Genomic DNA, 23,395 nt, shown 5'->3' with positions numbered 1-23,395 from the left:
CAAGAACCGACATGACAATCCTGCGATCGAACTACCTCAAGGGCAGCGCCGCACTGATGCTGGCCGCGGTGCTGGCTGCCTGCGGCGGCGGCGGCGGCAATCCCGGCGCCACCACCGGCGGCGGCACCGGCACCGGCACCGGCGGCACCGGCGGCACCGTCACCCCGGCGGCGCCGACGATGAGCCTGAGCTTCGTCAACGGCAGCGGCCAGGCCAGCAATACCCTGACCGGCGCCGCGCCGCTGACGGTGCGCGCCCTGGTGCGCAACCCGGCCGGCCAGCCGCTGCCGAACGTGCTGGTGTCGTTTGCCACCGACCCGGCGCTGGCGGTGTTCTCGCCGACCGCCGGCACCAGCCTGAGCGACGCCAGCGGCGTCGCTGTCGTGACGATGCGCGCGGCCAGCCTGGCCGCGGGCGGCGCAGGCAAGGTGACGGCGACGACCTCGATCAGCGGCGCCACCGTCACCGGCGAAGCCAATTATTCGGTCGGCGCCACCGCGCTGACCTTTAGCGCCCTGCGCCTGGCGCCGGCGAGCATCGCGGCCTATGGCTCGACCGAGATCTCGCTCGACGTGCTGGCCAACGGCGCGCTCTACACGGGGCAGGTGCCGGTGAAATTCAGCTCGGCCTGCGCCACGGCCGGCAAGGCCACGCTGGCCGATACCGCCGCCACCAACAACGGCACCGCGAAAGTCGTCTACCGCGACCAGGGTTGCGGCAACAACGACGTGATCACGGCCTCGGCCACCGGCGTGGCCACGCCGGCGTCGGCGACCCTGCAGATCGCCCCGCCGGCCGCGGCGTCGGTGCAGTTCGTCTCGGCGCTGCCGAACGATAAATCGATCGTGATCCAGGGCCAGGGCGGCATCAACCGCACCGAGACCGCGACCCTGCGCTTCCGCGTGTTCGACATCTTCGACCGTCCGCTGGTGGGCCAGCGCGTCGACTTCAGCGTGTCTCCGGCCGACGCCGTGACCCTGAACAAGGCCACCGACACCACCGACCAGAACGGCGAAGTCATCACCACGGTCAACTCGCGCAGCATCCCGACCACCTTCCGCGTCCAGGCGACCCTGCCGCAAACCGCCACCGCGAACCGCCCGAACATCTCGACCACTTCGGACTCGATCGTCGTGACCACCGGCCTGCCGGTGCAGCGTTCGGTTTCGCTGAGCGTGACCCAGGCTAACCTGGAAGGCTGGAGCTTCGACAGCGGCCCGGTGACGCCGGCGGCGATGTTCAACATCCTGCTGGCCGACCAGTTCGGCAATCCGGTCGCCGACGGCACGCCGGTGGTGTTCCAGACCAACATGGGCGCGATCGGCTCGTCGAACAAGGGCGGCTGCAATACGCTCAACGGCGGCTGCTCGGTCGACTTCCGCACCCAGAACCCGCGCAACCCGCTGCCGAACATCCCGGCCACCCCCTGCAATACCGGCCCGGGTTCGACGCCCGACGCTACCCGCGCGGGCCTGGCCACGATCTGCGCCAGCACGACCGACGGCGCGGTCACGCAGTTTGCCAAGGCGTCGGTGTTCTTCAGCGGCGGCTTTGCCGACAACGTCTTCTTCAACGGCGTGACCAAGCTGGTGAAAGACAGCGCCGTTCCCTACGCCATCGGCCCGGTGCCGGCCGACGAGCCGCTGGTGTTCACGCTGCAGATCAACGACCTGAACCTGAACCCGCTTCCGGCCGGCTCGACCGTGGCCGTGACCGGCATCGCCAACGGCACCGTGGTGGGCGTGGTGCCGGCGGTCGTGCCGAACATCTTCCCGCACAATGGGCCGGGCGGCGCCGACGACCCGACCGGCAACACGGTCAGCGGCAACCAGGGATCGACCCACCGCTTCACGATCACCAGCGTCGGCGCCAAGCCCTGCACGGCCGGCAGCGTGGCGACCTTCGACGTCACGGTTACCAGCCCGCGCGGCAGCGTCAGCTCGTATCCGTTCCGGGTGACCTTCAGCTGCCCATGATGGCCTGAGCCATCGAAGGATTGACGCAAAGAGAGGCGGCCAGTCTATACTGGCCGTCTTTTTTTATTTCTGCGGACCCGGCAGTGCCTCATCCCAAGAACAACAATATCTTCCTCGTTGGCCTGATGGGGGCGGGCAAGACCACCATCGGGCGCCAGCTCGCGCGCAAGCTCGGCAAGCGCTTCATCGATTCGGACCACGAAATCGAAGCGCGCACCGGCGCCTCGGTGCCGTGGATCTTCGAGATCGAGGGCGAGCCGAGCTTTCGCCGGCGCGAAGCGGACATGATCCGCGACCTGACCAAGCAGGACAACCTGGTGCTGGCCACCGGCGGCGGCGCCGTGCTCGACCCGGCCAGCCGCGCGCTGCTGGCCGAGCGCGGCACCGTGATCTACCTGCGCGCCGCGATCGGCAGCATCCTGCAGCGCACCTCGCACGACAAGAACCGCCCGCTGCTGCAGACCGCCGACCCGCGCGCCAAGCTGGAAGAACTGCTGGCCATCCGCGACCCGCTCTACCGCGAGATCGCGGACCTCGTCATCGACACCGGCCGACCTAACGTACAATCGATGGTACAAACCATACTGGACCAGCTGGCCGCGCTCGACACCGGACGCGCGCAGGCGCTGGCAAGCAATCCGATGAGCCAACAGGCAACCACCACCACCCTCAATGTCGAGCTGGGCGAGCGCAGCTACCCGATCGCCATCGGCCGCGACCTGCTCGGCGACGCTGCGCTGCTCACCCGTCATATCGACAGCGGCAAGGTTGCCATCGTCACCAATACCGTCGTCGCGCCGCTCTACCTGGCGAAAGTCGCCGGCGCCCTGCGCGCCGCGGGCCGCGACGTGGTCGAGATCGTGCTGCCCGACGGCGAAGAGCACAAGACCTGGCAGTCGCTCAACCTGGTGTACGACGCGCTGCTGGCCAAGCGCTGCGACCGCAAGACCACCCTGGTGGCGCTGGGCGGCGGCGTGATCGGCGACCTGACCGGCTTTGCCGCATCCAGCTACATGCGCGGCGTGCCCTTCGTGCAGGTGCCGACCACGCTGCTGTCGCAGGTCGATTCCTCGGTGGGCGGCAAGACCGGCATCAACCACCCGCTGGGCAAGAACATGATCGGCGCCTTCTACCAGCCGCGCGCCGTGATCGCCGACACCGCCACCCTCGACACGCTGCCGGCGCGCGAACTGTCGGCGGGCCTGGCCGAAGTGATCAAGCATGGCGCCATCCTGGACGCCGCCTATTTCGAGTGGATCGAGCAGAACATCGCCAGGCTCGTGGCGCGCGAACCGGCGGCGATGGCCCTTGCGATCGCGCGTTCCTGCGAGATCAAGGCCGAAGTGGTACGCAAGGACGAACGCGAGGGCGGCCTGCGCGCCGTGCTCAATTTCGGCCACACCTTCGGGCATGCGATCGAATCGGGCCTGGGCTACGGCAACTGGCTGCACGGCGAAGCGGTCGGCTGCGGCATGGTGATGGCGGCTGACCTGTCGGCGCGCATGGGCCTGGTCGATGCGGCCACCGTCGAGCGCGTGCGCGCGCTGGTGCTGGCGGCCGGCCTGCCGGCGAAGGCGCCGGACCTCGGCCAGGAACGCTGGATCGAGCTGATGGCAGTGGACAAGAAGAACGAGGGCGGGGCGATCAAGTTCATCCTGCTCAAGCCCCTGGGCGCGCCGTCGATCACGACGGTGCCGCCGGAAGTGTTGCGCGCCACGCTGGCCGCCTGCGTGGAGTGACCGGCATGGACTTCGACGCACGCCTCGCACCCTATGCAGCCCACTCGTCGAAGTCGCGCGGCCGCCGGCACCCGGAGCCGCCGGCCGGCTCGCGCAGCGAGTTCCAGCGCGACCGCGACCGCATCATCCACTCGACCGCCTTCCGCCGGCTGGAATACAAGACCCAGGTCTTCCTGAACCACGAGGGAGACCTGTTCCGCACCCGGCTCACGCACAGCATCGAGGTGGCCCAGATCGGCCGCACGCTGGCGCGCAGCCTGCAACTGAACGAAGACCTGGTCGAAGCCACCGCGCTGGCGCACGACCTCGGGCACACGCCCTTCGGCCACGTCGGCCAGGACGTGCTCAACGAATGCATGAAGGACTACGGCGGCTTCGAGCACAACCTGCAAAGCCTGCGCGTGGTCGACCAGCTCGAAGAACACTACGGCGCCTTCGACGGCCTGAACCTGACCTTCGAGACGCGCGAGGGCATCCTCAAGCACTGCTCGCTGACCAATGCGCGCGAATTGGGCGACCTGGGCCAGCGCTTCATCGACCGCAGCCAGCCCAGCCTGGAAGCCCAGCTGACCAACCTGGCCGACGAGATCGCGTACAACAACCATGACATCGACGACGGCCTGCGTTCCGGCCTGCTGACCATGGAGCAGATGAACGAGGTGGAGCTGTTCGCGCGCCACCGGCATGCGGTGGAGGCCCAGTATCCGGGCTTGCCGGGCAGGCGCGCGCTGTACGAGACGATCCGTTTGATGATCACGCAGATGACGGCGGACCTGGTCGACACCTCGCAAGCCCTGATCCTGGACGCCGGCCCCCTGAGCATCGACGACGTGCGCGGCTTGCCGCCCCTGATTCGTTTCTCGAGCCAGATGCGCGCGGAGACCACGGCGCTCAAGCGCTTCCTGTACGCGAACCTGTACCGCCACTTCCAGGTCAACCGCATGCGGGTAAAAGCCAGCCGCATCGTGCGCGAGCTGTTCGACGGCTTCATGCAGGACCCGGTGCTGCTGCCGAACGATTACCAGGTCGAGGGCGACCCGATGGGGCAGGCCAGGAAGATCGCGGATTACATTGCGGGGATGACGGACCGGTATGCGATCCGGGAGCATCGCAGGATTTTCTCGCTGGATCACTTCTAGACCGTAGGGTGGGCGTAAAACAGTCCACTGGACTGTTTTACCTGCCCACGCGTTCAAAGCACGGTGCTGCTGCCCGTACGGCTGTTCGATCGGCTGACTATCACCGCGTGGGCGGGAGACCCGCCCACCCTACGGGTGCCTGGTATTTAACTGAACAAGCCCGGCCTGCCCAACTCCAGCAACAGCTTCTTCACCGGCGCCGGCAGCGGCGCCGCGTCGATCCGGTCCAGGTCCCACCACACATGCCGCCCGGTTGCGCCCCCGCGCGCCGACAGCGCCACCAGCCAGGGCGCGATATGCAGCTTGTAGTGCGTGAACACGTGCACGAGCGGGCGCAGCGCCTGGACTTCTTCGACGGCGCCGAACTGCGTTGCCGCGCTTGCTACCTCGGCCAGGGCCATCGCATCCACCTCGACCGCCAGGTGCCCATCGACCTCCGGCAGCGACAGCAGCCCGCCCCAGATGCCGGCGCCGGGCCGCTGCTCGAGCAGCACCTGGCCGCGGTCGATGACGACCAGCAGCGCCGCGCGCTTCTCGGGCGACGTCTTCTTCGGTTTGCGCACCGGGAGTTCCGCCGTCCGTCCCGTGGCGTAGGCCACGCAGCGCTCTTGCAGGGGGCAGCGCGGGCAATCCGGTCGGCTGCGGGTGCACAGGGTGGCGCCCAGGTCCATCAGGCCCTGCGTGTACGATTCGATGCCCGTTTCCGGCAGCAGCGCCTCGGCGCGGCGCCACAGGGCTTCTTCCACCCGCTTCTCGCCCGGATACTGCTCGATGCCGAACACGCGCGCGAACACGCGCTTGACGTTGCCGTCCATGATCGCGGCGCGCGCACCGACGGAGAAGGCGGCGATCGCCGCGGCGGTCGAGCGGCCTATGCCCGGCAGCCCGGCCAGCAGCGCCGGGTCGCCCGGGAACACCCCGCCGTATTCGTCGACCACGCGCCTGGCGCAGGCATGCAGGTTGCGCGCCCGGGTGTAGTAACCCAGGCCGCTCCAGTGCGCCATGACATCGTCAAGCGGCGCCTCGGCCAGCGCCTGCACGGTCGGGAAGCGTTCCAGGAAGCGCGCGTAATAGCCGAGCACCGCGGCGACCTGGGTCTGCTGCAGCATGATCTCGGACAGCCAGATGCGGTAGGCATCTAGCGTGTTCTGCCACGGCAGCGTGTGGCGGCCGTGGGTGCGCTGCCAGTCGATCACGGCTTGCGAAAAAGTCGGGTCGGCCAGCTGGTCGAATTCGGTCAGGCGTTTCATGCAGGTGGCGCTTCCAGTGTGGCGGCGACCTGCGCGGACAATTCCGCCAGGCGCATGCGCGTGCTGTCGAGGGCCTGGCGGCTGCCCTCGAAGGCGGCAATTTTCTGTTCCAGGCTGTCGGTGGCCTCGAAGATGCGGCCGATCGAGGCCTGGCGAGCGCGCAGCTGCTCGCGGTGCTGGCGGATCGCGCCCTCCAGCGGCGCCATGATCACCTTGAGCCAGGCTTCGGCGTCCAGGTTCGCGGAGCGGAAACTGCGCCGCACGCGCGAGGCGATCGAATCGAAGAAGCGTTCCAGCAGGGTGGCGCGGCTGGTCATGAGCAAGGTAGCGGTGCCGAACTGCTTCAGGAACAGCGCCTCGACCTCGTCGAGCTCCTGGCGGTAGCGCGCAAACGACAGCGTCATCGGGCTGGCCAGCGCCAGCCCATGCTCGGCCGAGAACTTGCGCACCATGGTGTCGAGCATGGCGGCGATCTCGTCCACTTTCGCGCTGGACGCGTCCAGGTTGGCGCGCGCGGCCTCGAAAAAAGCGCGCACCGGCTGGCGCATGCCGGTCGCGAAGCGCACCGCCTGCATCTCGGCGCGCACGGCGTCGGTCTGCTCCTGCAGGGTGTCCATGCCCAGGGTCGAATACAGCTCGGTCGACAGGCGCGCGAACACCGCGCGCGTGCCCTGCAGCTTGAACAGGCTGGCGTCGAATTCCTTTTTCTCGGCTTCCACCCGGCGCATCATGTGGGCGATCACGTTCTGGTTCTTGCCGCGCAGGCTCTTGAGCTCCTGCAGCTGGTCGACCAGGTCGCGCATGCGCGCCCCCGCCAGCGCCGCCTGGCCGGCGGCAAGGGCGTCGAGGTCCAGGCGCAGCTGGCGCTGGACGATTTCCCTGCGCGCCGGGATCAGGTCGTGGAACAGGGCCGCTTCCAGTGCGCCCAGGCGGCTCTTCTCGAACAGGGCCATGTCGCCGTTGATCTTCCCGACCAGGGCCTTTTGCGCCGACACCGGATACACGCGCGCGCTATCGAGCCCCAGGTCGCGCGCCACGCCCAGTTGCTGGCGCGCGATCTCGGCGTCGTTCTGCTCCGGCGTGCGCAGCTCGTCCCACATGGCGTCGATCTTGTTGAGCACCGCCAGCCGGCCCGGCCCGGCCCCGATATGGGTGCGCCAGACGTCGATGTCGCTCTTGGTCACGCCGGTTTCGGCGGCCAGGATGAACAGCACCGCGTGCGCGTTCGGGATCAGGTTCAGGGTCAGTTCCGGCTCGGTGCCGATCGCGTTCAGGCCCGGCGTGTCGAGGATCACCAGCCCCTGCTTGAGCAGCGGGTGGGGCAGGTTGATGATGGCGTGGCGCCACCGCGGGATCTCGACCATGCCGTCCGCCCCCAGGCTGGTGGCGGTATCCGGGTCGGCCGGGTCCCACAGCCCGTAGCGCTGCGCCTCCGGCGCCGGCACGCGCCGCGTCAGGCTCACCTGACTGAAGGCTTCGAGCATGTTGGCGGGCGCGGCCAGGTCGAGCGGCAGGGTAGTCCAGGCGTCCGGGTCCTCGCGGAAGTCGCTGGTGGACAAATGCTCGGCGCGGGTCTCGATCGGCAGCAGGCGGATGCAGGGCGGCAGCGCCGCGTCGTAGAGCAGCTCGGTCGGGCACATCGTGGTGCGGCCGGCGCTCGAGGGCAGGATGCGCTGGCCGTAGTCGGCGAAGAAGAGCGCGTTGATCAGCTCGGTTTTACCGCGCGAGAACTCGGCCACGAAGGCCACCGACAGGCGGTCGTCGCGCAAACGTGCGAGGGCGCGCGCCAGTTGCTGCTCGCCGCCGTCGTCGATCAGGGCGGCATCGCGCAGCGCCGCGCCATAGGATGCCAGGGCGGTGGTGACGGCGGCGCGCCAGGCGCCGTACTGTTGGAAATCCTGCATGTTGTGTACCCGTGATCGTGGACCTAGCGCTGGCACTGCACGCAATAGAAGGTCGAGCGCTGGCCCTGCTTGATCTGGCGGACCGGCGTCCCACAGTTGCGGCAGGGCACTCCTGCACGATCATAGACGAAATATGTCTGCTGGAAATATCCGGATTGTCCGTTTACAGCAATAAAGTCCTTCAGGGTACTGCCGCCCTGCACGATGGCGGCGGCCAGGATCTCCTTGATGGCCAGCGCCAGCCGGTCATAGCGGGTGCGGCTGATGCGCGCGGCCGGGGTTTTCGGGTTGATCCCGGCCTGGAACAGGCTTTCGCAGGCGTAGATGTTGCCCACCCCAACCACGATGTCGCCGGCCAGCAGCACCTGCTTGATCGGCGCGCTGCGCCTGCGCGTCTCGCGGTGCAGCAGCTCGCCCGAAAAGCCGCTTTCCAGGGGCTCGACCCCGAGGCCGCGCAGCAGCAGGTGCTCGCCCAGCGCGCCTTCGTCCTGGTCGTGCCAGAGCACGGCGCCGAAGCGGCGAGGATCGTGCAGGCGCAATACCTGCTGGCCCTCCGGCCCGGTGACGACGAGATCGAAATGGTCGTGCGTGCGCGGCTCGACCCCGGGCGGCAGCACGCGCAGGTGGCCCGACATGCCCAGGTGGATGATCAGGGCGCCATGCTCGAAGTGGACCAGCAGGTATTTGCCGCGCCGGTCGGTGTGGGTGATGCGCCGCCCCACCAGCAGGCCGGACAGGCCGGGCGGGAAGGGCCAGCGCAGGCCTTCGCGGCGCAGGACCACCGCTTCCACGACACGGCCTTCGATATGGGGCGCGACGCCGCGCCGGGTGACTTCGACTTCTGGGAGTTCGGGCATGGGGAGGTATTCGGTGACAATTCTTGAAAAGCGACTGGCGACAACTGCGCTGTCATGCACGCGGGGCCACGCTTGAGCGTAGAATCAGGCGACACCCAGCACACAGGATTTGCCTTGAAAAACGCTTTCGTCATTGTAACCCTCTCCAGCATCCTGGCGGCGTGCGCCGTCGCGCCCACACAGCAGCCCCTGGCGGCGGCCGGCGCCGTCCCGGCAGCGGCCGCCGATGCGCCGCTCGGGCAGGAGCAGGACGAGACGGCGGCAGCCACGGAATCGGCCGAGGATGCGCAGGCCAAGCTGCGCGCCGAGATCGAAGCGCGCCTGCCCAAGGTCGAACTCACCAGCAGCATGCTGAACCAGCTACTTAAGGCCGAGTTCGCATTCCGCAAGGGCGACTGGCAGGGGCCTTACCTCACCATGCTGTCGCTGGCCCAGCAGACCCGCGACCCGCGCCTGGCGCGCCGCGCGGCCGAAATGGCGGTCACGGCCCGCCAGAGCGACGACACGCTGGCCGCCGTGCGCCTGTGGCGCGAGCTCGACCCGGCCTCGGACGAAGCGACCCAGTATTTCGTCGGCATGGTGGTCACCTCGGACGAGATCGCCGAAGTCGAGCCGATTTTCGTGGAGCGCCTGAAGGCCGCGCCGCTCAAGGAGCGCGGCGTGCTGATGTTCCAGATCCAGCAGTTGCTGGGCCGCGCCAAGGACAAGGAGGCGGCGGCCGCCATGCTCGAGCGCATCGTCAGCCCCTACAACGGCACCCTGGAAGCGCATATCGTGCGCGCCCAGGCGGCGCTGGCCCGGGCCGACAAGGGCGCGGCCGTGCGCGAAGCCCAGGCGGCGCTGGCGGCCAAGCCCGACTCCGAAATCGCCATGCTGATGATGGCCCAGGTGCTCGAAGACGACGCCAAGGTGGCGCCGATGCTGGAAGCCTTCCTCAAGCAGCACCCCGACGCGCGCGAAGTGCGCGCGGCGCACGCGCGCATCCTGGTCAACCAGAAGCAGTTCCCGCAGGCGCGCGCGCAGTTCGAAACCCTGCTCAAGGCCAAGCCGGACGACGCCGGCAACCTGTACGCGCTGGGCGTGCTGGCCAGCCAGATGAACGACAGCAAGGCGGCGGAAACCTATTTCACCCGCTTCGTGGACGTGCTTGGCCGCAGCCCGGAAGACGACCGCGACCCGACCCGCGCGCTGCTGATCCTGGCCCAGCTGGCCGAAGACCGCGGCGACTTCCCGGCGGCGCTGCAATGGCTGGAGAAAGTCCCGGCCGGCACCGAGCCGCAGCTGCTGCTCAATGCCCAGCTGCGCCGCGCCGGCCTGATGGCCAAGGGCGGCGACGTGGCCGGCGGGCGCCAATTGCTGGCCGGCCTGAAACCGGCCGAGCCGGCGCAGCAGGCCCAGGTGGCGGTGGCCGAAGCGCAATTGCTGCGAGACGCAGGCCAAGTGCTGGAAGCCTATGCGCTGATGGAAGCGGCCGCCAAGCGCTTCCCGAAGAATCCCGACCTGCTGTACGACTTCGCGCTGCTGGCTGAAAAAATCGGCCGCGTCGAGATCATGGAAAAGCTGCTGCGCGATGTCATGGCGCTGGCGCCCGACAACCACCACGCCTATAACGCGCTGGGCTATTCGCTGGCCGAGCGCAATATCCGCTTGCAGGAAGCCCAGGAGCTGATCGCCAAGGCGCTCGCGATGGCGCCGGGCGACCCCTTCATCATGGACAGCATGGGTTGGGTCCAGTACCGCCTCGGCAAGCTGGACGAAGCCGAACAATACCTGCGCCAGGCCTATGCGCTGCGGCGCGACCCGGAAATCGCGGTGCACCTGGGCGAAGTGCTGTTCCAGAAGGGCAAGCAGGCCGACGCCCAGCAACTCTGGCGCGAAGCACGCGCCAAGGACCCGCAGAACGACACGCTGCGCAGCACGCTGGCGCGCCTGCGCCAGACCTTGTGAAATAATCCAGTTGTTGCGCCGGCCACCGTGGGTGTGCCGGCGCCTTCCTTTCACTACTTCTTTTTCCGATGCCGATCACCCGACGCCTGACCCTGCTCGCCTGTGCCGCTACCTTTGCCCTGGCCGGCTGCGCCACCACCAGCACCAATGTCGCCACCGTCGGCGCCTACCGCGACAGCATCGACCTGAACGGCCGCCTGGCAGTCAATTACCAGAAGGATGGCAAGACCGAATCCCTGAACGGCAATTTCAACTGGGCCCAGCGCCCGGGCCATATCGACGTCGAGCTGGTTTCGCCGCTGGGCCAGACGGTGGCGACCATTGCCGTCACCCCGGGCTCGGCCACCCTGACGCAAGCCGGCCGCAAGCCGGTGACCGCGAGCGACATCGACGGCCTGACCCAGCAAACCCTGGGCTGGCCGCTGCCGGTCTCTGGCCTGCGCGACTGGCTGCAGGGCTATGCGGTGGATGCCGGCGGCCAGCGCTTCTTGGCTTCGCCCGCCAACAACGGCGTGATCACGCGCGACGGCTGGCGCCTGCGCTTCGTCGAGTGGCAGGACGCCAATGCCGTCCAGCCGGCGCCGCGCGTGATCCATGCCGAGCGCGCCGCGGCAGGGGACATCCAGGACCTGTCGATCCGCATCGTCGTGAACCCGGCAGGGCAGGGCTGAGACACATGCGTTCGCTGCACGATTGCCCGGCCCCGGCCAAACTGAACCTGTTCCTGCACGTGGTCGGCCGCCGCGCCGATGGGTACCACCTGCTGCAAAGCGTGTTCCAGCTGGTCGACCGCGCCGATACCCTGCATTTCGACCTGCGCGACGACGAGCGCATCGTGCGCACCACCGACATGCCGGGGGTGCCGGCCGAGCAGGACCTGGTGGTGCGCGCCTTGCGCCTGCTGCAGGCGGAATACGCGCGCCGTCATGGGCGCCTGCCGCCGGGCATCGACGTGGCGGTGGACAAGATCCTGCCGATGGGCGGCGGGCTGGGGGGAGGGTCGTCGGACGCGGCCACTGCGCTGATGGCGGCCAACCACCTGTGGCAGGCGGGCTTGACGCAGCAAGAGCTGATGGATCTTGGCTTGCCGCTGGGCGCCGACATCCCCTTCTTCCTGTTCGGCGAGACGGCGTTTGCGGAAGGCGTGGGGGAAAGCCTGCAGCCCGTGCGCGGGCCCGCGTGCTGGTACGTCGTGATCGAGCCGGGCGTCGCCGTGCCGACCCCGGCAATATTTTCGGCCCCGGAATTGACAAGAGATACGGAGCGGGTCATAATATCGGACTTTTCCAGCAGCTACGAAGTTTCAGGCAAGCATCGCGGTTTCGGGAAAAATGATTTGCAGGACGTGGCTGAACGCCTGTTCCCGCCGGTAGCAGAAGCGGTGGCATGGTTGGGCAGGCATGGCGATGCCAGGATGACTGGCTCGGGGGCATGTGTGTTCTGTGCTTTCTCCAGCGAGCGTGAAGCGGATCAGGTCGTGGCCCTTGTGCCTGAGGCTTGGCGAGCATGGAAAGCGCAGTCGCTGTCGAGTCACCCGATGAAATCGGTCTTGCAAAATCCGTGAGTTATGGAATAAAATTTTGCCTGTCGCGACGTTAAGCGTTAAAATACGCAGAATGTAACGGCAAGCAAGTGCAGTCGTGTAGGGGAATCGCCAAGCTGGTTAAGGCACCGGATTTTGATTCCGGCATACCAAGGTTCGAATCCTTGTTCCCCTGCCAAAGTTTTCCCGGCTGTCGATGCTCAAGCGTCCAGCGGGTAAAAACAGCGGTGCAGTGCTCCGCAAGCATCGGCAACGCAGCGTCGTCAAACATCAGCCGGTATAGCCGGCTGATTGTTTTTCTAGTGTCAACTTTCTATCTCTTGGGACTTCCTCCATGGCTTACGAAAACCTGATGGTTTTTACCGGCAACGCCAATCCGGCGCTGGCAGAGGGGGTCGCTAAGAACCTCGGCATTCCACTTGGCAAAGCAATGGTCTCGAAGTTCTCGGACGGCGAAGTCATGGTCGAGATCAACGAGAACGTGCGCGGCAAGGATGTCTTCGTCCTGCAATCGACCTGCGCACCGACCAACGACAACCTGATGGAAATCATCCTGATGGTCGACGCGCTCAAGCGCGCATCCGCCGGCCGCATCACCGCCGCGATTCCTTACTTCGGCTACGCCCGCCAGGACCGCCGCCCGCGTTCGGCGCGTGTCGCGATCTCGGCCAAGGTGGTGGCCAACATGCTGGAAGAAGCCGGCGTCGAGCGCGTCCTGATCATGGACCTGCACGCGGACCAGATCCAGGGCTTCTTCGATATCCCGGTCGACAATATCTACGCCTCGCCGATCCTGCTGGGCGACCTGCAGAAGCGCAACTACGACGACCTGCTGGTCGTGTCGCCGGACGTCGGCGGCGTGGTGCGCGCCCGCGCCCTGGCCAAGCGCCTCGGCTGCGACCTGGCGATCATCGACAAGCGCCGCCCGAAGGCGAACGTGTCGGAAGTCATGAACATCATCGGTGAAGTCGAAGGCCGCAACTGCGTCATCATGGACGACATGGTCGACACCGCCGGCACCCTGACCAAGGCCGCCGAAGTGCTCAAGGAGCGCGGCGCCAAGAAAGTGGTCGCTTACTGTACGCACCCGGTCCTGTCGGGTCCGGCCATCGACCGCATCAGCAATTCCCCGCTCGACGAGCTGGTCGTCACCGACACCATCCCGCTGAGCGCAGCCGGCGCCGCCTGCACCAAGATCCGCCAGCTCACCAGCGCACCGCTGCTGGCCGAGACCTTCAAGCGCATCGTCAAGGGCGATTCGGTCATTTCCTTGTTCGCCGAATAAGCAACAGAACATCGTTCGGCGGCGCGCCAGGCTGGAAAAGCCTGGCGCGCCGTTGTACTATCTCAGGTTCACCGAATTCTTGAGCGCGCAATACGGCGCTCTTTCATGACTGTCCCTGGTCGCGGGGATGGTCACCACACTGGGTTACCGGGCCGGCACATCTGTTCCGGCATTCGGACCCTTTATACTTGGAGTTTCACATGAAAGTTGTTGCATTCAACCGCACCCTGCAGGGCACCGGAGCGAGCCGCCGCCTGCGCAAGGCTGGCCAGACCCCAGGCATCATCTACGGCGGCACCGCTGCCCCAGTCCTGATCGCCCTGGACGGCAACGCCCTCTGGCACGCGCTCAAGAAAGAAGCATTCCACGGTTCCGTGCTCGACCTCGAAATCGAAGGCGCCACGCAGCAAGTCCTGCTGCGTGACTTCCAGATGCACGCATACAAGCAGCTGGTCCTGCACGCTGACTTCCAGCGCGTCGACGCTTCGCAGCCGATCCACACCAAGGTCGCCCTGCACTTCATCAACGCCGAGACCTCGCCAGCCGTCAAGCTGAACAGCGCTGTCATCTCGCACGTGCTGAACGAGCTGGACGTGTCCTGCCTGCCAGGCAAGCTGCCTGAGTTCATCGAAGTCGACCTGAGCAAGCTGGAAGCCGGCCAGTCGATCCACACGAACGACCTGGTCCTGCCAGAAGGCGTGACCGCGCTGACCCACGGCCAGAACCTGACCATCGTCACCTCGTCGATCCCACGCGGCGCCGTGTCGGCTGAAGCAGCTGCCGAGTAAGATCTTCTTGTAGCGCCGCGCAAGCGGTGCGAAGAAAACGAAAACCCGCCGCGGCTTGCCCGGCGGGTTTTTTGTTGGCGCGTCCCTGGCGCATTGCCGGCACGTGAGCCCGCCTTTTTGGGCGATAATCCTGTTTTTCCCAGAATCACTCCATTCATGTCCATCCGACTGATCGTCGGCCTCGGCAACCCGGGCCCGGAATACGAACAAACCCGCCACAACGCCGGCTTCTGGCTGGTCGACAACCTGGCCAATTCGCTGCCCGGCTGCCGGCTGCAGCGCGAGACGCGCTTCAACGCCATGGTCGCGAAGACCCGCATCGCCGGCAACGAAGTCTGGCTGCTGGAGCCGCTGACCTATATGAACCGCTCCGGGCAGTCGGTCGGCGCGCTGGCGCGCTTCTATAAAATCAATCCGGATGAAGTGCTGGTCGTGCATGACGAGCTCGACATGCTGCCGGGCGTGGCCAAGCTCAAGAAGGGCGGTTCTTCGGGCGGTCACAACGGCCTGAAGGACATTACCTCCGCCCTGGGCACGCAGGACTACTGGCGCCTGCGCCTGGGCATCGGCCATCCGCGCAGCCTGAATTTGCAACAGGCCGTTGCCGACTTCGTGCTGCACCGCCCGCGCCGCGAAGAGCAGGTGCTGATCGAGGAATCGATCGACAAGGCCTTGCGCATCATCCCCTTGGCCTGCGAAGGCAAGATGGATGTGGCGACCATGCAGCTGCATACCGCCTGAACTGCACTACGACCCTTTCACTACCACCTGGCCGCGCAGGTCGCGCATCATGCGCTCCAGCGCCGGCCGCATCTGGCGGTAGTCGTCCGGGGTGCAGGTTGCCGCCGTGTGCCTGAACTGCAGGCGGCGCTTGACCACCACCGCGTCTCCCTGGCGCGCGTACTGCGACCGGTAATAGAACCTGCCATCGTCTACCACCAGCGGTTTCGGCAGCGCCAGCACGCGTGTTTTTGCCGGTAGCCGGTAGCGCAATTCGTCTTCCGCATCGATGGCGGGGCAAATGAAGTCCTGGCGCCGCTGCGGCTCGCGTCCCAGGTCGACTACCGCGTCGCCCAGCCCTCCCCAGAAATGGTAGGTCGTCGCCAGCGCCACCGGCCCGGGCAGGTGCACGAAGCCCTCAAGCGCGCCCGAAAACGCCAGCGTGTAATCGTCTGCCGCCGCGCCGGTGTCGCCCGGCTCGAGCACACCGTCGCCCGTCTGTCCCAGTCCGGCCAGCATGCGTTGCACGAAGCGTTCGCGCTCGGGCTGCGCCGTGTCGCGCACCGCCTGCCGGTAGGGATCGGCCATCGCGCCGCCGCTGGTGCGCGCCACGTGGAAGCGGCTGCTGCCGTCGCGTGCGATGTCGAAACGCGTCAGCGTTCTGCTGCGCGCCGGCTGGTAGCTGGGCGTTACCGCAAACCTGCCGCTGTCGGCCAGCAGCACCGGCTTACCCAGCAGGCCGGGCGGCAGGAAGCCGCCGGCCACGGCCGCTGCGGTGGGGTCGAGAAACAGCTGCAACTGCGGCACGTAGACGATCACGTGGTTCAGCACGCCCAGCGTCGGCACGGCCGGCAGGCGGTAGGCCTGGTCGCTGTTGACGAGGGCGGCGCTGCCGGAAATGCCCGCGGCGGCCAGCAGCGCCTGCAGCAGCGCCGCGTGGTCCTTGCAGTCGCCGTAGCGCCTGGCCAGCACGGCCGGGGCGGGATGCGGCACCACGCCGCCCGGGCCGAGGTAGACGGCGACGTAGCGGATGTTGCGCCTGACCCAGTCGGACAGGGCGATCGCCCGTGCGCGCGGATCGGTCATGCCTTGCGTGATCTCCATCGCGAGCTTGCCGATGGCCGCGTCGGGGACCGAGGCCGACTCGGCGCGCGCCCGGTAGGCGCGAGCGAAGGCTGCATAGTCCGGGAAGGTGGTGACGGCCAGGCGCCTGCCGTAGTCGAGATAGCTGACCGACCCTTGCTCGATGTGCTCGTGCTCGCCTTCCACATACCGCCAGCTCGTGCGGCGTCGGCCGGGCGGGCTGTCGCTCGCCACCAGCTCGAACCCTACCGCGTCGGCATGCAGCAGCATCGAGGCCGGCAGGTCGTAGGTCAGCCGGAAGTCTTTGGTCGGGAAGGGGCGGGCAATGGTGAAGTCTTCGAACTGGCCCGGAAACAGCGGCGTGTGGCGCCGCAGCCGGTAGCGCAGGTGGAGGGTGTCGCCCACCGCGACGTCGGGGAAGATGACGACTTTCAGGCGCGTGTCCTGGAACATCGGCGCATCCGCGGAGGCGGCCTCTTGCTGCTCGCGGATCTGGCTGGGCGCGACCGGCACGCGGCGGCCATCAAGCTTGGCGGTCCAGGCCTCCACGGAAACGACGTCGTCGAGCGAGGCGTTGAAGCCGATGAACTGCTCGGCGTGCAGCGCGATGCCTGCGCGAGTGGCGATGCTCTTGGCCAGTTCGACGTCGAGCAGGTAGGAACCGTCGGCCTCGACCGTGAAGTGCTGGCGGTAGCGCTCGACGGTGACCGCGTTGTCGTTCGCCGCCAAGGGGCCGCAGGCGAACAGCAGCAAGAGAACCAGGGCAAGGCGACACGGCATGGCGGACTCCGCGAACAGGAACGATCCATGTTACGTAGCGGCCTTGGCCGACCCTTGCGCCAGCACAAGCGCGGTCTTCCTGCGATAATTTTGGCCATGAAGGCACTTACTTTCCATGCCGGGCCGCTGGCCCTGGCCCAGCTCGGCGCGCAAGGCTTGCGCGCCCAGGACATCGCGATCATCCCGGCCGCCGCCGGCGGACCGAAGGGACTGATCTTCCAGGCGGTCGACCAATGGATGTTCGGCGAATGGCTGCCCACCGCCCCGCGTGAGCGCGACCTGATCGGCGCCTCGATCGGCGCCTGGCGCATGGCCGCCGCTTGCCAGCGAGATCCCGCCAAGGCGTTTGCCCGCCTTGGCGAGCTCTATGCCGGCCAGCGCTACACCAGCAGGAAGCCGACGCAGGACGACATCCACGCGGTGGTGCAGGGCTTGCTGGCCGAATTCGTGCGCGGCCACGAAGACGACATCGTCAGCCATCCCCACCACCGGCTGCACCTGCTGGCCGTGCGCGGCAAGGGCGGACTGGCCGCGCCCGCGCATCCGCGCGCCGAACTGCGCGGCTTTGCCGCGGCCGCGCTGCACAATGCCGGCTCGCGCGACTGGCTCGGGCGTTTGCTGGAACGCGTCGTGATCGGCGACGAGCGGTCGAAAGCGCCGTGGCTGCGCGAGCGTTTCGATGCGTTCACTACCCATTTTTCCTCGCTCACGCGCGACAACCTCGCCAGCGGCCTGCTGGCCTCGGGCACGCTGCCGCTCCTGATGAAACCGGTCACCGGTATCGCCGAGGCCCCGCCGGGCAGCTACTGGGATGGCGGCATCATCGACTACCACCTGGCCTTGCCCTATGCGCGGGCTGCCGGCGAGATGAAAGGCGACCTGGTGCTCTACCCGCACTTCACCCAGCACATCGTGCCGGGCTGGCTGGACAAGGGTTTTCCGTGGCGCCGGGCGGCGCGCGGCGCCAACCGCGGCTGGCTCGACAATGTCCTGATCATCGCGCCGTCCGACGACTTCCTGCGCACGCTGCCGCGCGGGAAGCTGCCGGACCGGGCGGACTTCAAGTTCTACGGGCTCGACCATGATGCGCGCGTGCGCAACTGGCAGCGGGCGATGGGGGAGGGGCAGCGCTTGCGCGATGAACTGGCGGAGTTTGTCGCCAGGCCGGATTTGTCGCGGGTACGGCCGCTCTAAACGAAAAAAGCCGCTGCGGGGGCAGCGGCTTTCGTTGAGTGTGGTGAATCAGTTCTTCTTGCGGCGGCGGCTTGCGGCCAGTCCGAAGGCGCCCAGGCCCATCAGCATGATGCTGGCCGGTTCGGGCACTTGCGTACCGAAGAATTCCAGCTCGGCCAGCTGGTGCATGCCGCCCCAGACGACCGAAGTCGACTGGTAGCGGAAGATGCTGTAGCCCGCCGGCATGGTGTAGTCGGTGCCGGCGATGAACTGGACGGTCTGCAGGCGCTGGTTCCAGATCGAGCCTGCCGCGTTGTAGCTGAAGATCGGCGTGTAGTTGATGCCGTCGTTCGAGCCCAGGATCTGCCAGCGGTTCGAATCGCGGTCCGGCACGTCGTTTGCGGACGAAGCCGTGAAGCTGGTGAGGGTGTAGCGCTTGGCGCCGAAGTTCGCTTCGACCCAGACATTGGTGTCGCAGCACCACTTGTCGTTGCCGCCGCCGACCTGGTTGTCGAACACATTGAACGCATATTCCGCGCCGCCGAAGCCGGCTTCGACCGACGAACGGAAAGTCGCGTTGTAGTTGATGTTCGCTTCTGGATTGCCATTGTTTTCCGGGTCGGTCAGGTCGCTGCCGACCAGGCCGGCATTGCCGAGGTTGGTGCGCACGACTGCTGCATCGGCAGGGGCTGCAAACAGGGTGGCGGCGAAAGCCAGTGCAAAGATCAGTTTGTTCATGATGAGTTCCTTCAGTTAGATGCATGACAATAAGCAATCTTCGTTCCAGCTATGCAACTCATTGATCCGTAAGGACATATTTACAGCGTCAAGATTTTACTGGCGGCGAGTGTAAAAATTATCGACAGGAAATTGTCCAGTGACCGGCCAGCTGTACGCCGGTTTTTTCGGCAACCCACACCGTCCGCGGTTACAATGTGGGGTTTTGGAGCCGGGCTTTCCTTTCCGCTCCGCGTCCACCGAATGAGAAAGAATCCCCATGAGTCTCCAATGCGGCATCGTCGGCTTGCCGAACGTCGGCAAGTCCACCCTGTTCAACGCCCTGACCAAGGCCGGCATCCCGGCCGAGAACTACCCGTTCTGTACGATCGAGCCGAACGTCGGCGTGGTCGAGGTGCCGGATCCGCGCATGCAGGCACTGGCCGACATCGTCAAGCCGGAGCGCATGGTGCCGGCCATCGTCGAATTCGTCGACATCGCCGGCCTGGTGGCGGGCGCCTCCAAGGGTGAGGGCCTGGGCAACCAGTTCCTGTCGCACATCCGCGAAACCGACGCCATCGTCAACGTGGTGCGCTGCTTCGAAGACGACAACGTGATCCACGTGTCCGGCCGGGTCAACCCGATCGACGACATCGAAGTCATCCAGACCGAGCTGGCGCTGGCCGACCTGACCGCCGTCGAAAAGGCGATCCACCGCGAGAACAAGAAAGCGCGTTCGGGCGACAAGGACGCGGCCAAGCTGGTGGCGATCTGCGAACGTATCCTGCCGCACCTGAACGAAGGCCAGCCGGTGCGCACCATGGGCCTGGACGCCGACGAGATGCTCCTGATCCGCGACCTGCACCTGATCACGGCCAAGCCGGCGATGTATGTCGCCAACGTGTCCGACACGGGCTTTACCAACAACCCGCTGCTGGACCAGCTGACCGAATTCGCCAAGAAGCAGAACGCGCCGATCGTGGCAATCAGCGCCGCGATCGAAGCGGAAATCGCCGAGATGGAAGACGCGGACAAGAAGGAATTCCTGGCCGACATGGGCATGGAAGAGCCGGGCCTGGACCGCCTGATCCGCGCCGCTTATAAACTGCTCGGCCTGCAGACCTATTTCACCGCCGGCGTGAAGGAAGTGCGCGCCTGGACCGTGAAGGTCGGCGCCACCGCACCGCAGGCCGCGGGCGTGATCCACACCGACTTCGAACGCGGCTTCATCCGCGCCCAGACCATTTCGTACGACGACTACATCGCCCTGAAAGGCGAAGCCGGCGCCAAGGAAGCGGGCAAGATGCGCGCCGAGGGCAAGGAATACGTGGTCAAGGATGGCGACGTGCTGAACTTCCTGTTCAACGTCTGATTCGCGTGACGATCGAGGGCCCTGCGGGGCCCTTTTTTTCTGCCTGGAGTGTGAGTACATGATGAAGAACTTGATGAAGCCGGTGGTCCTCGCCCTGGCACTGGCAGCCACGAACGGCGCGCTGGCGCAGGACGCCATCACATGCAGTTCCTGCGACGAATGGAACCAGCCGGCCGCCCCCTTCAATATCTACGGCAACGCCTGGTACGTCGGCACCGCCGGCCTGTCCGCCATCCTGGTCACCGGCCCGCAAGGCCATGTCCTGCTCGATGGCGCGCTGCCGCAGTCGGCGCCGCTGATCCAGAAGAACATCGAGGCGCTCGGCTTCAGGCTGAAGGACGTGAAACTCATCCTCAACTCGCACGCCCACTTCGACCACGCGGGCGGCATCGCCGCGCTGCAAAAGGCCAGCGGCGCGACGGTCGCGCACAGCCCGCACGGCGCCCAGGTGCTGCGCGACGGCACGCCGGGCACGGACGATCCGCAGTACGACCCGAAGGACCGCTTCCATATCCCGAAAGTCGCGCAGGTCAAGGAGGTGAAGGATGGCGAAACCCTGAACGTCGGGCCGCTGCGCTTCACGGTCCACTACACCCCCGGCCATACGCCCGGCGGAACCACCTGGACCTGGCAGTCGTGCGAAGCCGGCAAATGCCTGGACATGGTCTATGCCGACAGCCTGACCGCGGTATCCACCGACGGCTTCTACTACAGTGGCGGCGCCGGTTACCCGGAGCGCGCCGCGAGCTTCCGCACGACGCTGGCCAAGGTGGCCGGCCTGAAGTGCGACATCGTCATTGCCGCCCATCCGTCCGCCACCGACGCCTTCGGCAAGGCGGCGGCAAGAACCGCGCAGTCGAACCCCTTCATCGACCCGGAAGGCTGCCGCAAGCTGGCCGCGGGCGCGACCCGCAACTTCGACGCCAGGTTGCAGCGCGAACGCGACGAGAAGGCGAAAGCGGCCGGCCGCTGAGCGTGCCAACGAGGGTCATCCCTGCCATACTGTCGGCCTTCATTCGCAAAGGTTGACAGCATGGCCACCGTGTCCGAACTCGTTCTCTACCCGATCAAGTCCTGCGCCGGCATCCGTGTCGCCGAAGCGGCATGCGGCATCGACGGCCTGTCCGCGCAGGGCGTGGACGACCGCGAATGGATGCTGGTCACCGTCGAGGGCCAGTTCCTGACCCAGCGCGAGTTCCCGCGCATGGCGCTCATCACTCCACGCATCGACGGCGACAGGCTGGAAGTGAGCGCCCCGGGCATGCCGCCGCTTTCCCTGCCGCTGGCGTACGACCTTGCCGCGCCCACCATCGCCGTGCGGATCTGGGACGACCACCTGCAGGCGGCCGACTGCGGCGATGCGGCTGCCGCCTGGTTCGCCGAAGCGCTGGGCGGCGCCGCTTGCCGCCTGGTGCGCTTCCGCCCTGAAGAACAGCGCCCCACCAGCACCAAATGGACCGGCGGCGCCCCGTCGGCCACCCGTTTCGCCGACGGCTACCCCATCCTCCTGATCGGCCAGGCCTCGCTCGACGACCTCAACGCCAGGCTACATGGCGCCGGCCGCGCGCCGCTGCCGATGAACCGGTTTCGCCCGAACCTGGTTGTCGATGGCCTGGCAGCTTTCGAAGAAGACTTCGTCGCATCGATGAGCGCCGGCGAATTGAGGCTGCGCCCGGTGAAACCCTGTGCCCGCTGCCCGATCCCCGCGATCGACCAGGCTACCGGCGCCTTCGGCCCCGATCCGCTCGACATCCTGCAGGCCTACCGGGCCAACCCGCGCATGGACGGCGCGGTCTGCATGGGCATGAACTGCATCGTCGCGGACGGCGCCGGGCGGACCCTGCGCGTCGGGCAGGAACTGGACGTGACCCTGAATTTTTGACAGTTGTAAAAACTTTGTGTCGCAAAATCGCCCATCTTCGGGCGGTTTTCGTTTTCAAGGGAGGTCAGATGGCGTAATGTTACGGTTATTGCTGAAAGGAATGATCAATGCACGAGCCAGATGCGCAGACGCGAGAGCTGATGTTGGAGAACGAGACCCTGCGTTCCCGCATGGCGTACCTGCTCGAACAGGCTGAGCGCAACCATTCGATCATGACCCGGCACCAGGCGTTCGACCTGCAGATCGTCGGCGCCGGCAGCTTCCAGGAACTGGTATCGACGATCTTCCGCACCCTGCCGGTCATCTCGGAGCTCGACACGGTGACCTTGTCGCTGGTCGACCCCGACGCCGATATCTACACCGTCATGCACAAGCTGGGCGTCGACTACGAAGCGCTGGCGGATTTGAGCTTTTGCGAGCACGCCAGCGACCTCGGTTTCGAGCACGTCGAAGGCCGCCGTCCGCGCCCGCTGCTCGGGCCCTACGCGCCATCCCGGCATTGCGCGCAATTCCCGCATCCACCCACCGGGCTGCAAAGCGTGGCCCTGGTGCCGCTGCTGCGCAATACGCGCCTGATCGGCAGCCTGAACCTGGGCAGCACGGACCCGAACCGCTTCACGGCGGCCCTCGGCACCGACTTCCTCGAGCACATGGGGTCGATCATCGCGATCTGCCTCGAGAACGTCATCAGCAACGAGATGCTCAAGTTTATCGGCCTGACCGATGCGCTCACCGGCGTCTACAACCGCCGCTACATCGACCGCCGTCTGGTGGAAGAGATCGCGCGGGCGCGCCGCCAGGGCTACCGCATCTCTTGCATGTACATCGACATCGACCATTTTAAAAAGGTCAACGACAGCGTCGGGCATGGGGGAGGGGACGACGTGCTGCGCGAAGTGGCCTCGCGCATCAAGGCGGAGCTGCGCATCTCGGATGCGCTCGGGCGCTTCGGCGGCGAGGAATTCGTGGTGCTGCTGATCGATGCGGGGCTGGAGAGCGCCAGCATGGTGGCGCAACGCATCCGCAACAGCGTGGCGGTGACGCCGGTGGACCTGTCGACCGGCGAGCACGTGTCGGTGACGGTGTCGATCGGGGTGGCGACGCTGGACGATTTCGAGCGCGACCACGCGATCGAGGGCGTGGCGCAGGATCTGGTGGCGCAGGCGGATACGGCCTTGTATCGCGCCAAGGCGGATGGGCGCAATCGCGTGGTCACAGGGTAGCGAGCAGCCACCTCTCG

General features: G+C 66.7%; 19 protein-coding genes and 1 tRNA gene. 15 read left to right on the top strand and 5 right to left on the bottom strand.

Going from position 1 to position 23,395, the window contains the following annotated elements:
* Positions 1-11: 11 nt before the first annotated feature.
* From AC3XQU_RS11950 to AC3XQU_RS11940, 3 genes are all read left to right on the top strand, one after another.
* Entirely contained in the window at positions 12-1,976 is a 1,965-nt protein-coding gene (locus AC3XQU_RS11950; protein ID WP_489874386.1) for an Ig-like domain-containing protein, read from the top strand.
* Between the two features lie 125 nt (positions 1,977-2,101).
* Positions 2,102-3,715 (top strand): bifunctional shikimate kinase/3-dehydroquinate synthase AroKB, encoded by a 1,614-nt coding sequence (gene aroKB / locus AC3XQU_RS11945; protein ID WP_489874438.1) that lies wholly within the window; start codon positions 2,102-2,104, stop codon positions 3,713-3,715.
* Between the two features lie 5 nt (positions 3,716-3,720).
* The gene (locus AC3XQU_RS11940) at positions 3,721-4,854 is read left to right on the top strand and encodes a deoxyguanosinetriphosphate triphosphohydrolase (RefSeq protein ID WP_489874385.1); all 1,134 of its coding nucleotides are present in this window, start codon (positions 3,721-3,723) and stop codon (positions 4,852-4,854) included.
* A 146-nt stretch (positions 4,855-5,000) separates the two neighbouring features.
* Here AC3XQU_RS11940 and mutY read toward each other — a convergent pair whose 3' ends face one another.
* The 3 genes from mutY to mutM are packed head-to-tail and all read right to left on the bottom strand — an operon-like array spanning position 5,001 to position 8,865.
* The gene (gene mutY / locus AC3XQU_RS11935) at positions 5,001-6,104 is read right to left on the bottom strand and encodes an A/G-specific adenine glycosylase (RefSeq protein ID WP_489874384.1); all 1,104 of its coding nucleotides are present in this window, start codon (positions 6,102-6,104) and stop codon (positions 5,001-5,003) included.
* Complete coding sequence (locus AC3XQU_RS11930) at positions 6,101-8,008, bottom strand: dynamin family protein (protein WP_489874383.1); 1,908 nt, start codon at positions 8,006-8,008, stop codon at positions 6,101-6,103. The genes mutY and AC3XQU_RS11930 overlap by 4 nt, the downstream gene beginning before the upstream one ends.
* Positions 8,009-8,031: 23 nt before the next feature.
* Positions 8,032-8,865: a bifunctional DNA-formamidopyrimidine glycosylase/DNA-(apurinic or apyrimidinic site) lyase gene (gene mutM / locus AC3XQU_RS11925; protein ID WP_489874382.1), complete on the bottom strand. Its 834-nt coding sequence runs from the start codon at positions 8,863-8,865 to the stop codon at positions 8,032-8,034.
* A 114-nt stretch (positions 8,866-8,979) separates the two neighbouring features.
* On the opposite strand from mutM, the gene AC3XQU_RS11920 reads away from it, so the two are divergent.
* From AC3XQU_RS11920 to pth, 7 genes are all read left to right on the top strand, one after another.
* Positions 8,980-10,812 (top strand): tetratricopeptide repeat protein, encoded by a 1,833-nt coding sequence (locus tag AC3XQU_RS11920; protein WP_489874381.1) that lies wholly within the window; start codon positions 8,980-8,982, stop codon positions 10,810-10,812.
* A 68-nt stretch (positions 10,813-10,880) separates the two neighbouring features.
* Entirely contained in the window at positions 10,881-11,483 is a 603-nt protein-coding gene (locus AC3XQU_RS11915) for an outer membrane lipoprotein LolB (protein ID WP_489874380.1), read from the top strand.
* A 5-nt stretch (positions 11,484-11,488) separates the two neighbouring features.
* Complete coding sequence (ispE, locus tag AC3XQU_RS11910) at positions 11,489-12,376, top strand: 4-(cytidine 5'-diphospho)-2-C-methyl-D-erythritol kinase (RefSeq protein WP_489874379.1); 888 nt, start codon at positions 11,489-11,491, stop codon at positions 12,374-12,376.
* Positions 12,377-12,456: 80 nt separating this feature from the next.
* Positions 12,457-12,533, top strand: a tRNA-Gln gene (locus AC3XQU_RS11905).
* A gap of 156 nt (positions 12,534-12,689) precedes the next feature.
* Positions 12,690-13,640 (top strand): ribose-phosphate pyrophosphokinase, encoded by a 951-nt coding sequence (locus tag AC3XQU_RS11900; protein WP_489874378.1) that lies wholly within the window; start codon positions 12,690-12,692, stop codon positions 13,638-13,640.
* A 200-nt stretch (positions 13,641-13,840) separates the two neighbouring features.
* Complete coding sequence (locus AC3XQU_RS11895) at positions 13,841-14,428, top strand: 50S ribosomal protein L25/general stress protein Ctc (protein ID WP_489874377.1); 588 nt, start codon at positions 13,841-13,843, stop codon at positions 14,426-14,428.
* A gap of 156 nt (positions 14,429-14,584) precedes the next feature.
* Positions 14,585-15,169 (top strand): aminoacyl-tRNA hydrolase, encoded by a 585-nt coding sequence (gene pth, locus AC3XQU_RS11890; RefSeq protein ID WP_489874376.1) that lies wholly within the window; start codon positions 14,585-14,587, stop codon positions 15,167-15,169.
* A gap of 6 nt (positions 15,170-15,175) precedes the next feature.
* Here pth and AC3XQU_RS11885 read toward each other — a convergent pair whose 3' ends face one another.
* On the bottom strand, positions 15,176-17,011 hold the full coding sequence (locus AC3XQU_RS11885) for a DUF3857 domain-containing transglutaminase family protein (RefSeq protein WP_489874375.1): 1,836 nt from the start codon (positions 17,009-17,011) through the stop codon (positions 15,176-15,178).
* A 96-nt stretch (positions 17,012-17,107) separates the two neighbouring features.
* On the opposite strand from AC3XQU_RS11885, the gene AC3XQU_RS11880 reads away from it, so the two are divergent.
* The gene (locus tag AC3XQU_RS11880) at positions 17,108-18,205 is read left to right on the top strand and encodes a patatin-like phospholipase family protein (RefSeq protein ID WP_489874374.1); all 1,098 of its coding nucleotides are present in this window, start codon (positions 17,108-17,110) and stop codon (positions 18,203-18,205) included.
* A 48-nt stretch (positions 18,206-18,253) separates the two neighbouring features.
* Here AC3XQU_RS11880 and AC3XQU_RS11875 read toward each other — a convergent pair whose 3' ends face one another.
* Complete coding sequence (locus tag AC3XQU_RS11875; protein WP_489874373.1) at positions 18,254-18,922, bottom strand: PEP-CTERM sorting domain-containing protein; 669 nt, start codon at positions 18,920-18,922, stop codon at positions 18,254-18,256.
* A 259-nt stretch (positions 18,923-19,181) separates the two neighbouring features.
* Here AC3XQU_RS11875 and ychF point away from each other — a divergent pair, with 259 nt between their 5' ends.
* From ychF to AC3XQU_RS11855, 4 genes are all read left to right on the top strand, one after another.
* Positions 19,182-20,273 carry a redox-regulated ATPase YchF gene (ychF, locus tag AC3XQU_RS11870; protein WP_489874372.1) on the top strand — a complete coding sequence of 364 codons (1,092 nt, stop codon included), beginning with the start codon at positions 19,182-19,184 and terminating at the stop codon, positions 20,271-20,273.
* A gap of 58 nt (positions 20,274-20,331) precedes the next feature.
* Positions 20,332-21,246 carry a subclass B3 metallo-beta-lactamase gene (gene bla / locus AC3XQU_RS11865; protein ID WP_489874371.1) on the top strand — a complete coding sequence of 305 codons (915 nt, stop codon included), beginning with the start codon at positions 20,332-20,334 and terminating at the stop codon, positions 21,244-21,246.
* Positions 21,247-21,306: 60 nt separating this feature from the next.
* A complete protein-coding gene (locus tag AC3XQU_RS11860) occupies positions 21,307-22,155 on the top strand; it encodes an MOSC domain-containing protein (RefSeq protein ID WP_489874370.1) in 849 nt (282 codons plus the stop codon).
* A 107-nt stretch (positions 22,156-22,262) separates the two neighbouring features.
* Positions 22,263-23,378 carry a GGDEF domain-containing protein gene (locus AC3XQU_RS11855; protein ID WP_489874369.1) on the top strand — a complete coding sequence of 372 codons (1,116 nt, stop codon included), beginning with the start codon at positions 22,263-22,265 and terminating at the stop codon, positions 23,376-23,378.
* Positions 23,379-23,395 lie beyond the last annotated feature (17 nt).

The organism is Telluria sp. AZSoR62, assembly GCF_058111565.1.
This window is presented reverse-complemented; position numbering and strand designations above follow the sequence as displayed.

Excerpts from the sequence above, each read along its gene's own strand:
- AC3XQU_RS11950 (WP_489874386.1), top strand. The coding sequence starts at position 12 with ATGACAATCCTGCGATCGAACTACCTCAAGGGCAGCGCCGCACTGATG.
- aroKB (WP_489874438.1), top strand. The coding sequence starts at position 2,102 with ATGGGGGCGGGCAAGACCACCATCGGGCGCCAGCTCGCGCGCAAGCTC.
- AC3XQU_RS11940 (WP_489874385.1), top strand. The coding sequence starts at position 3,721 with ATGGACTTCGACGCACGCCTCGCACCCTATGCAGCCCACTCGTCGAAG.
- mutY (WP_489874384.1), bottom strand. The coding sequence starts at position 6,104 with ATGAAACGCCTGACCGAATTCGACCAGCTGGCCGACCCGACTTTTTCG.
- AC3XQU_RS11930 (WP_489874383.1), bottom strand. The coding sequence starts at position 8,008 with ATGCAGGATTTCCAACAGTACGGCGCCTGGCGCGCCGCCGTCACCACC.
- mutM (WP_489874382.1), bottom strand. The coding sequence starts at position 8,865 with ATGCCCGAACTCCCAGAAGTCGAAGTCACCCGGCGCGGCGTCGCGCCC.
- AC3XQU_RS11915 (WP_489874380.1), top strand. The coding sequence starts at position 10,881 with ATGCCGATCACCCGACGCCTGACCCTGCTCGCCTGTGCCGCTACCTTT.
- ispE (WP_489874379.1), top strand. The coding sequence starts at position 11,489 with ATGCGTTCGCTGCACGATTGCCCGGCCCCGGCCAAACTGAACCTGTTC.
- AC3XQU_RS11900 (WP_489874378.1), top strand. The coding sequence starts at position 12,690 with ATGGCTTACGAAAACCTGATGGTTTTTACCGGCAACGCCAATCCGGCG.
- AC3XQU_RS11895 (WP_489874377.1), top strand. The coding sequence starts at position 13,841 with ATGAAAGTTGTTGCATTCAACCGCACCCTGCAGGGCACCGGAGCGAGC.
- pth (WP_489874376.1), top strand. The coding sequence starts at position 14,585 with ATGTCCATCCGACTGATCGTCGGCCTCGGCAACCCGGGCCCGGAATAC.
- AC3XQU_RS11885 (WP_489874375.1), bottom strand. The coding sequence starts at position 17,011 with ATGCCGTGTCGCCTTGCCCTGGTTCTCTTGCTGCTGTTCGCCTGCGGC.
- AC3XQU_RS11880 (WP_489874374.1), top strand. The coding sequence starts at position 17,108 with ATGAAGGCACTTACTTTCCATGCCGGGCCGCTGGCCCTGGCCCAGCTC.
- AC3XQU_RS11875 (WP_489874373.1), bottom strand. The coding sequence starts at position 18,922 with ATGAACAAACTGATCTTTGCACTGGCTTTCGCCGCCACCCTGTTTGCA.
- ychF (WP_489874372.1), top strand. The coding sequence starts at position 19,182 with ATGAGTCTCCAATGCGGCATCGTCGGCTTGCCGAACGTCGGCAAGTCC.
- bla (WP_489874371.1), top strand. The coding sequence starts at position 20,332 with ATGATGAAGAACTTGATGAAGCCGGTGGTCCTCGCCCTGGCACTGGCA.
- AC3XQU_RS11860 (WP_489874370.1), top strand. The coding sequence starts at position 21,307 with ATGGCCACCGTGTCCGAACTCGTTCTCTACCCGATCAAGTCCTGCGCC.
- AC3XQU_RS11855 (WP_489874369.1), top strand. The coding sequence starts at position 22,263 with ATGCACGAGCCAGATGCGCAGACGCGAGAGCTGATGTTGGAGAACGAG.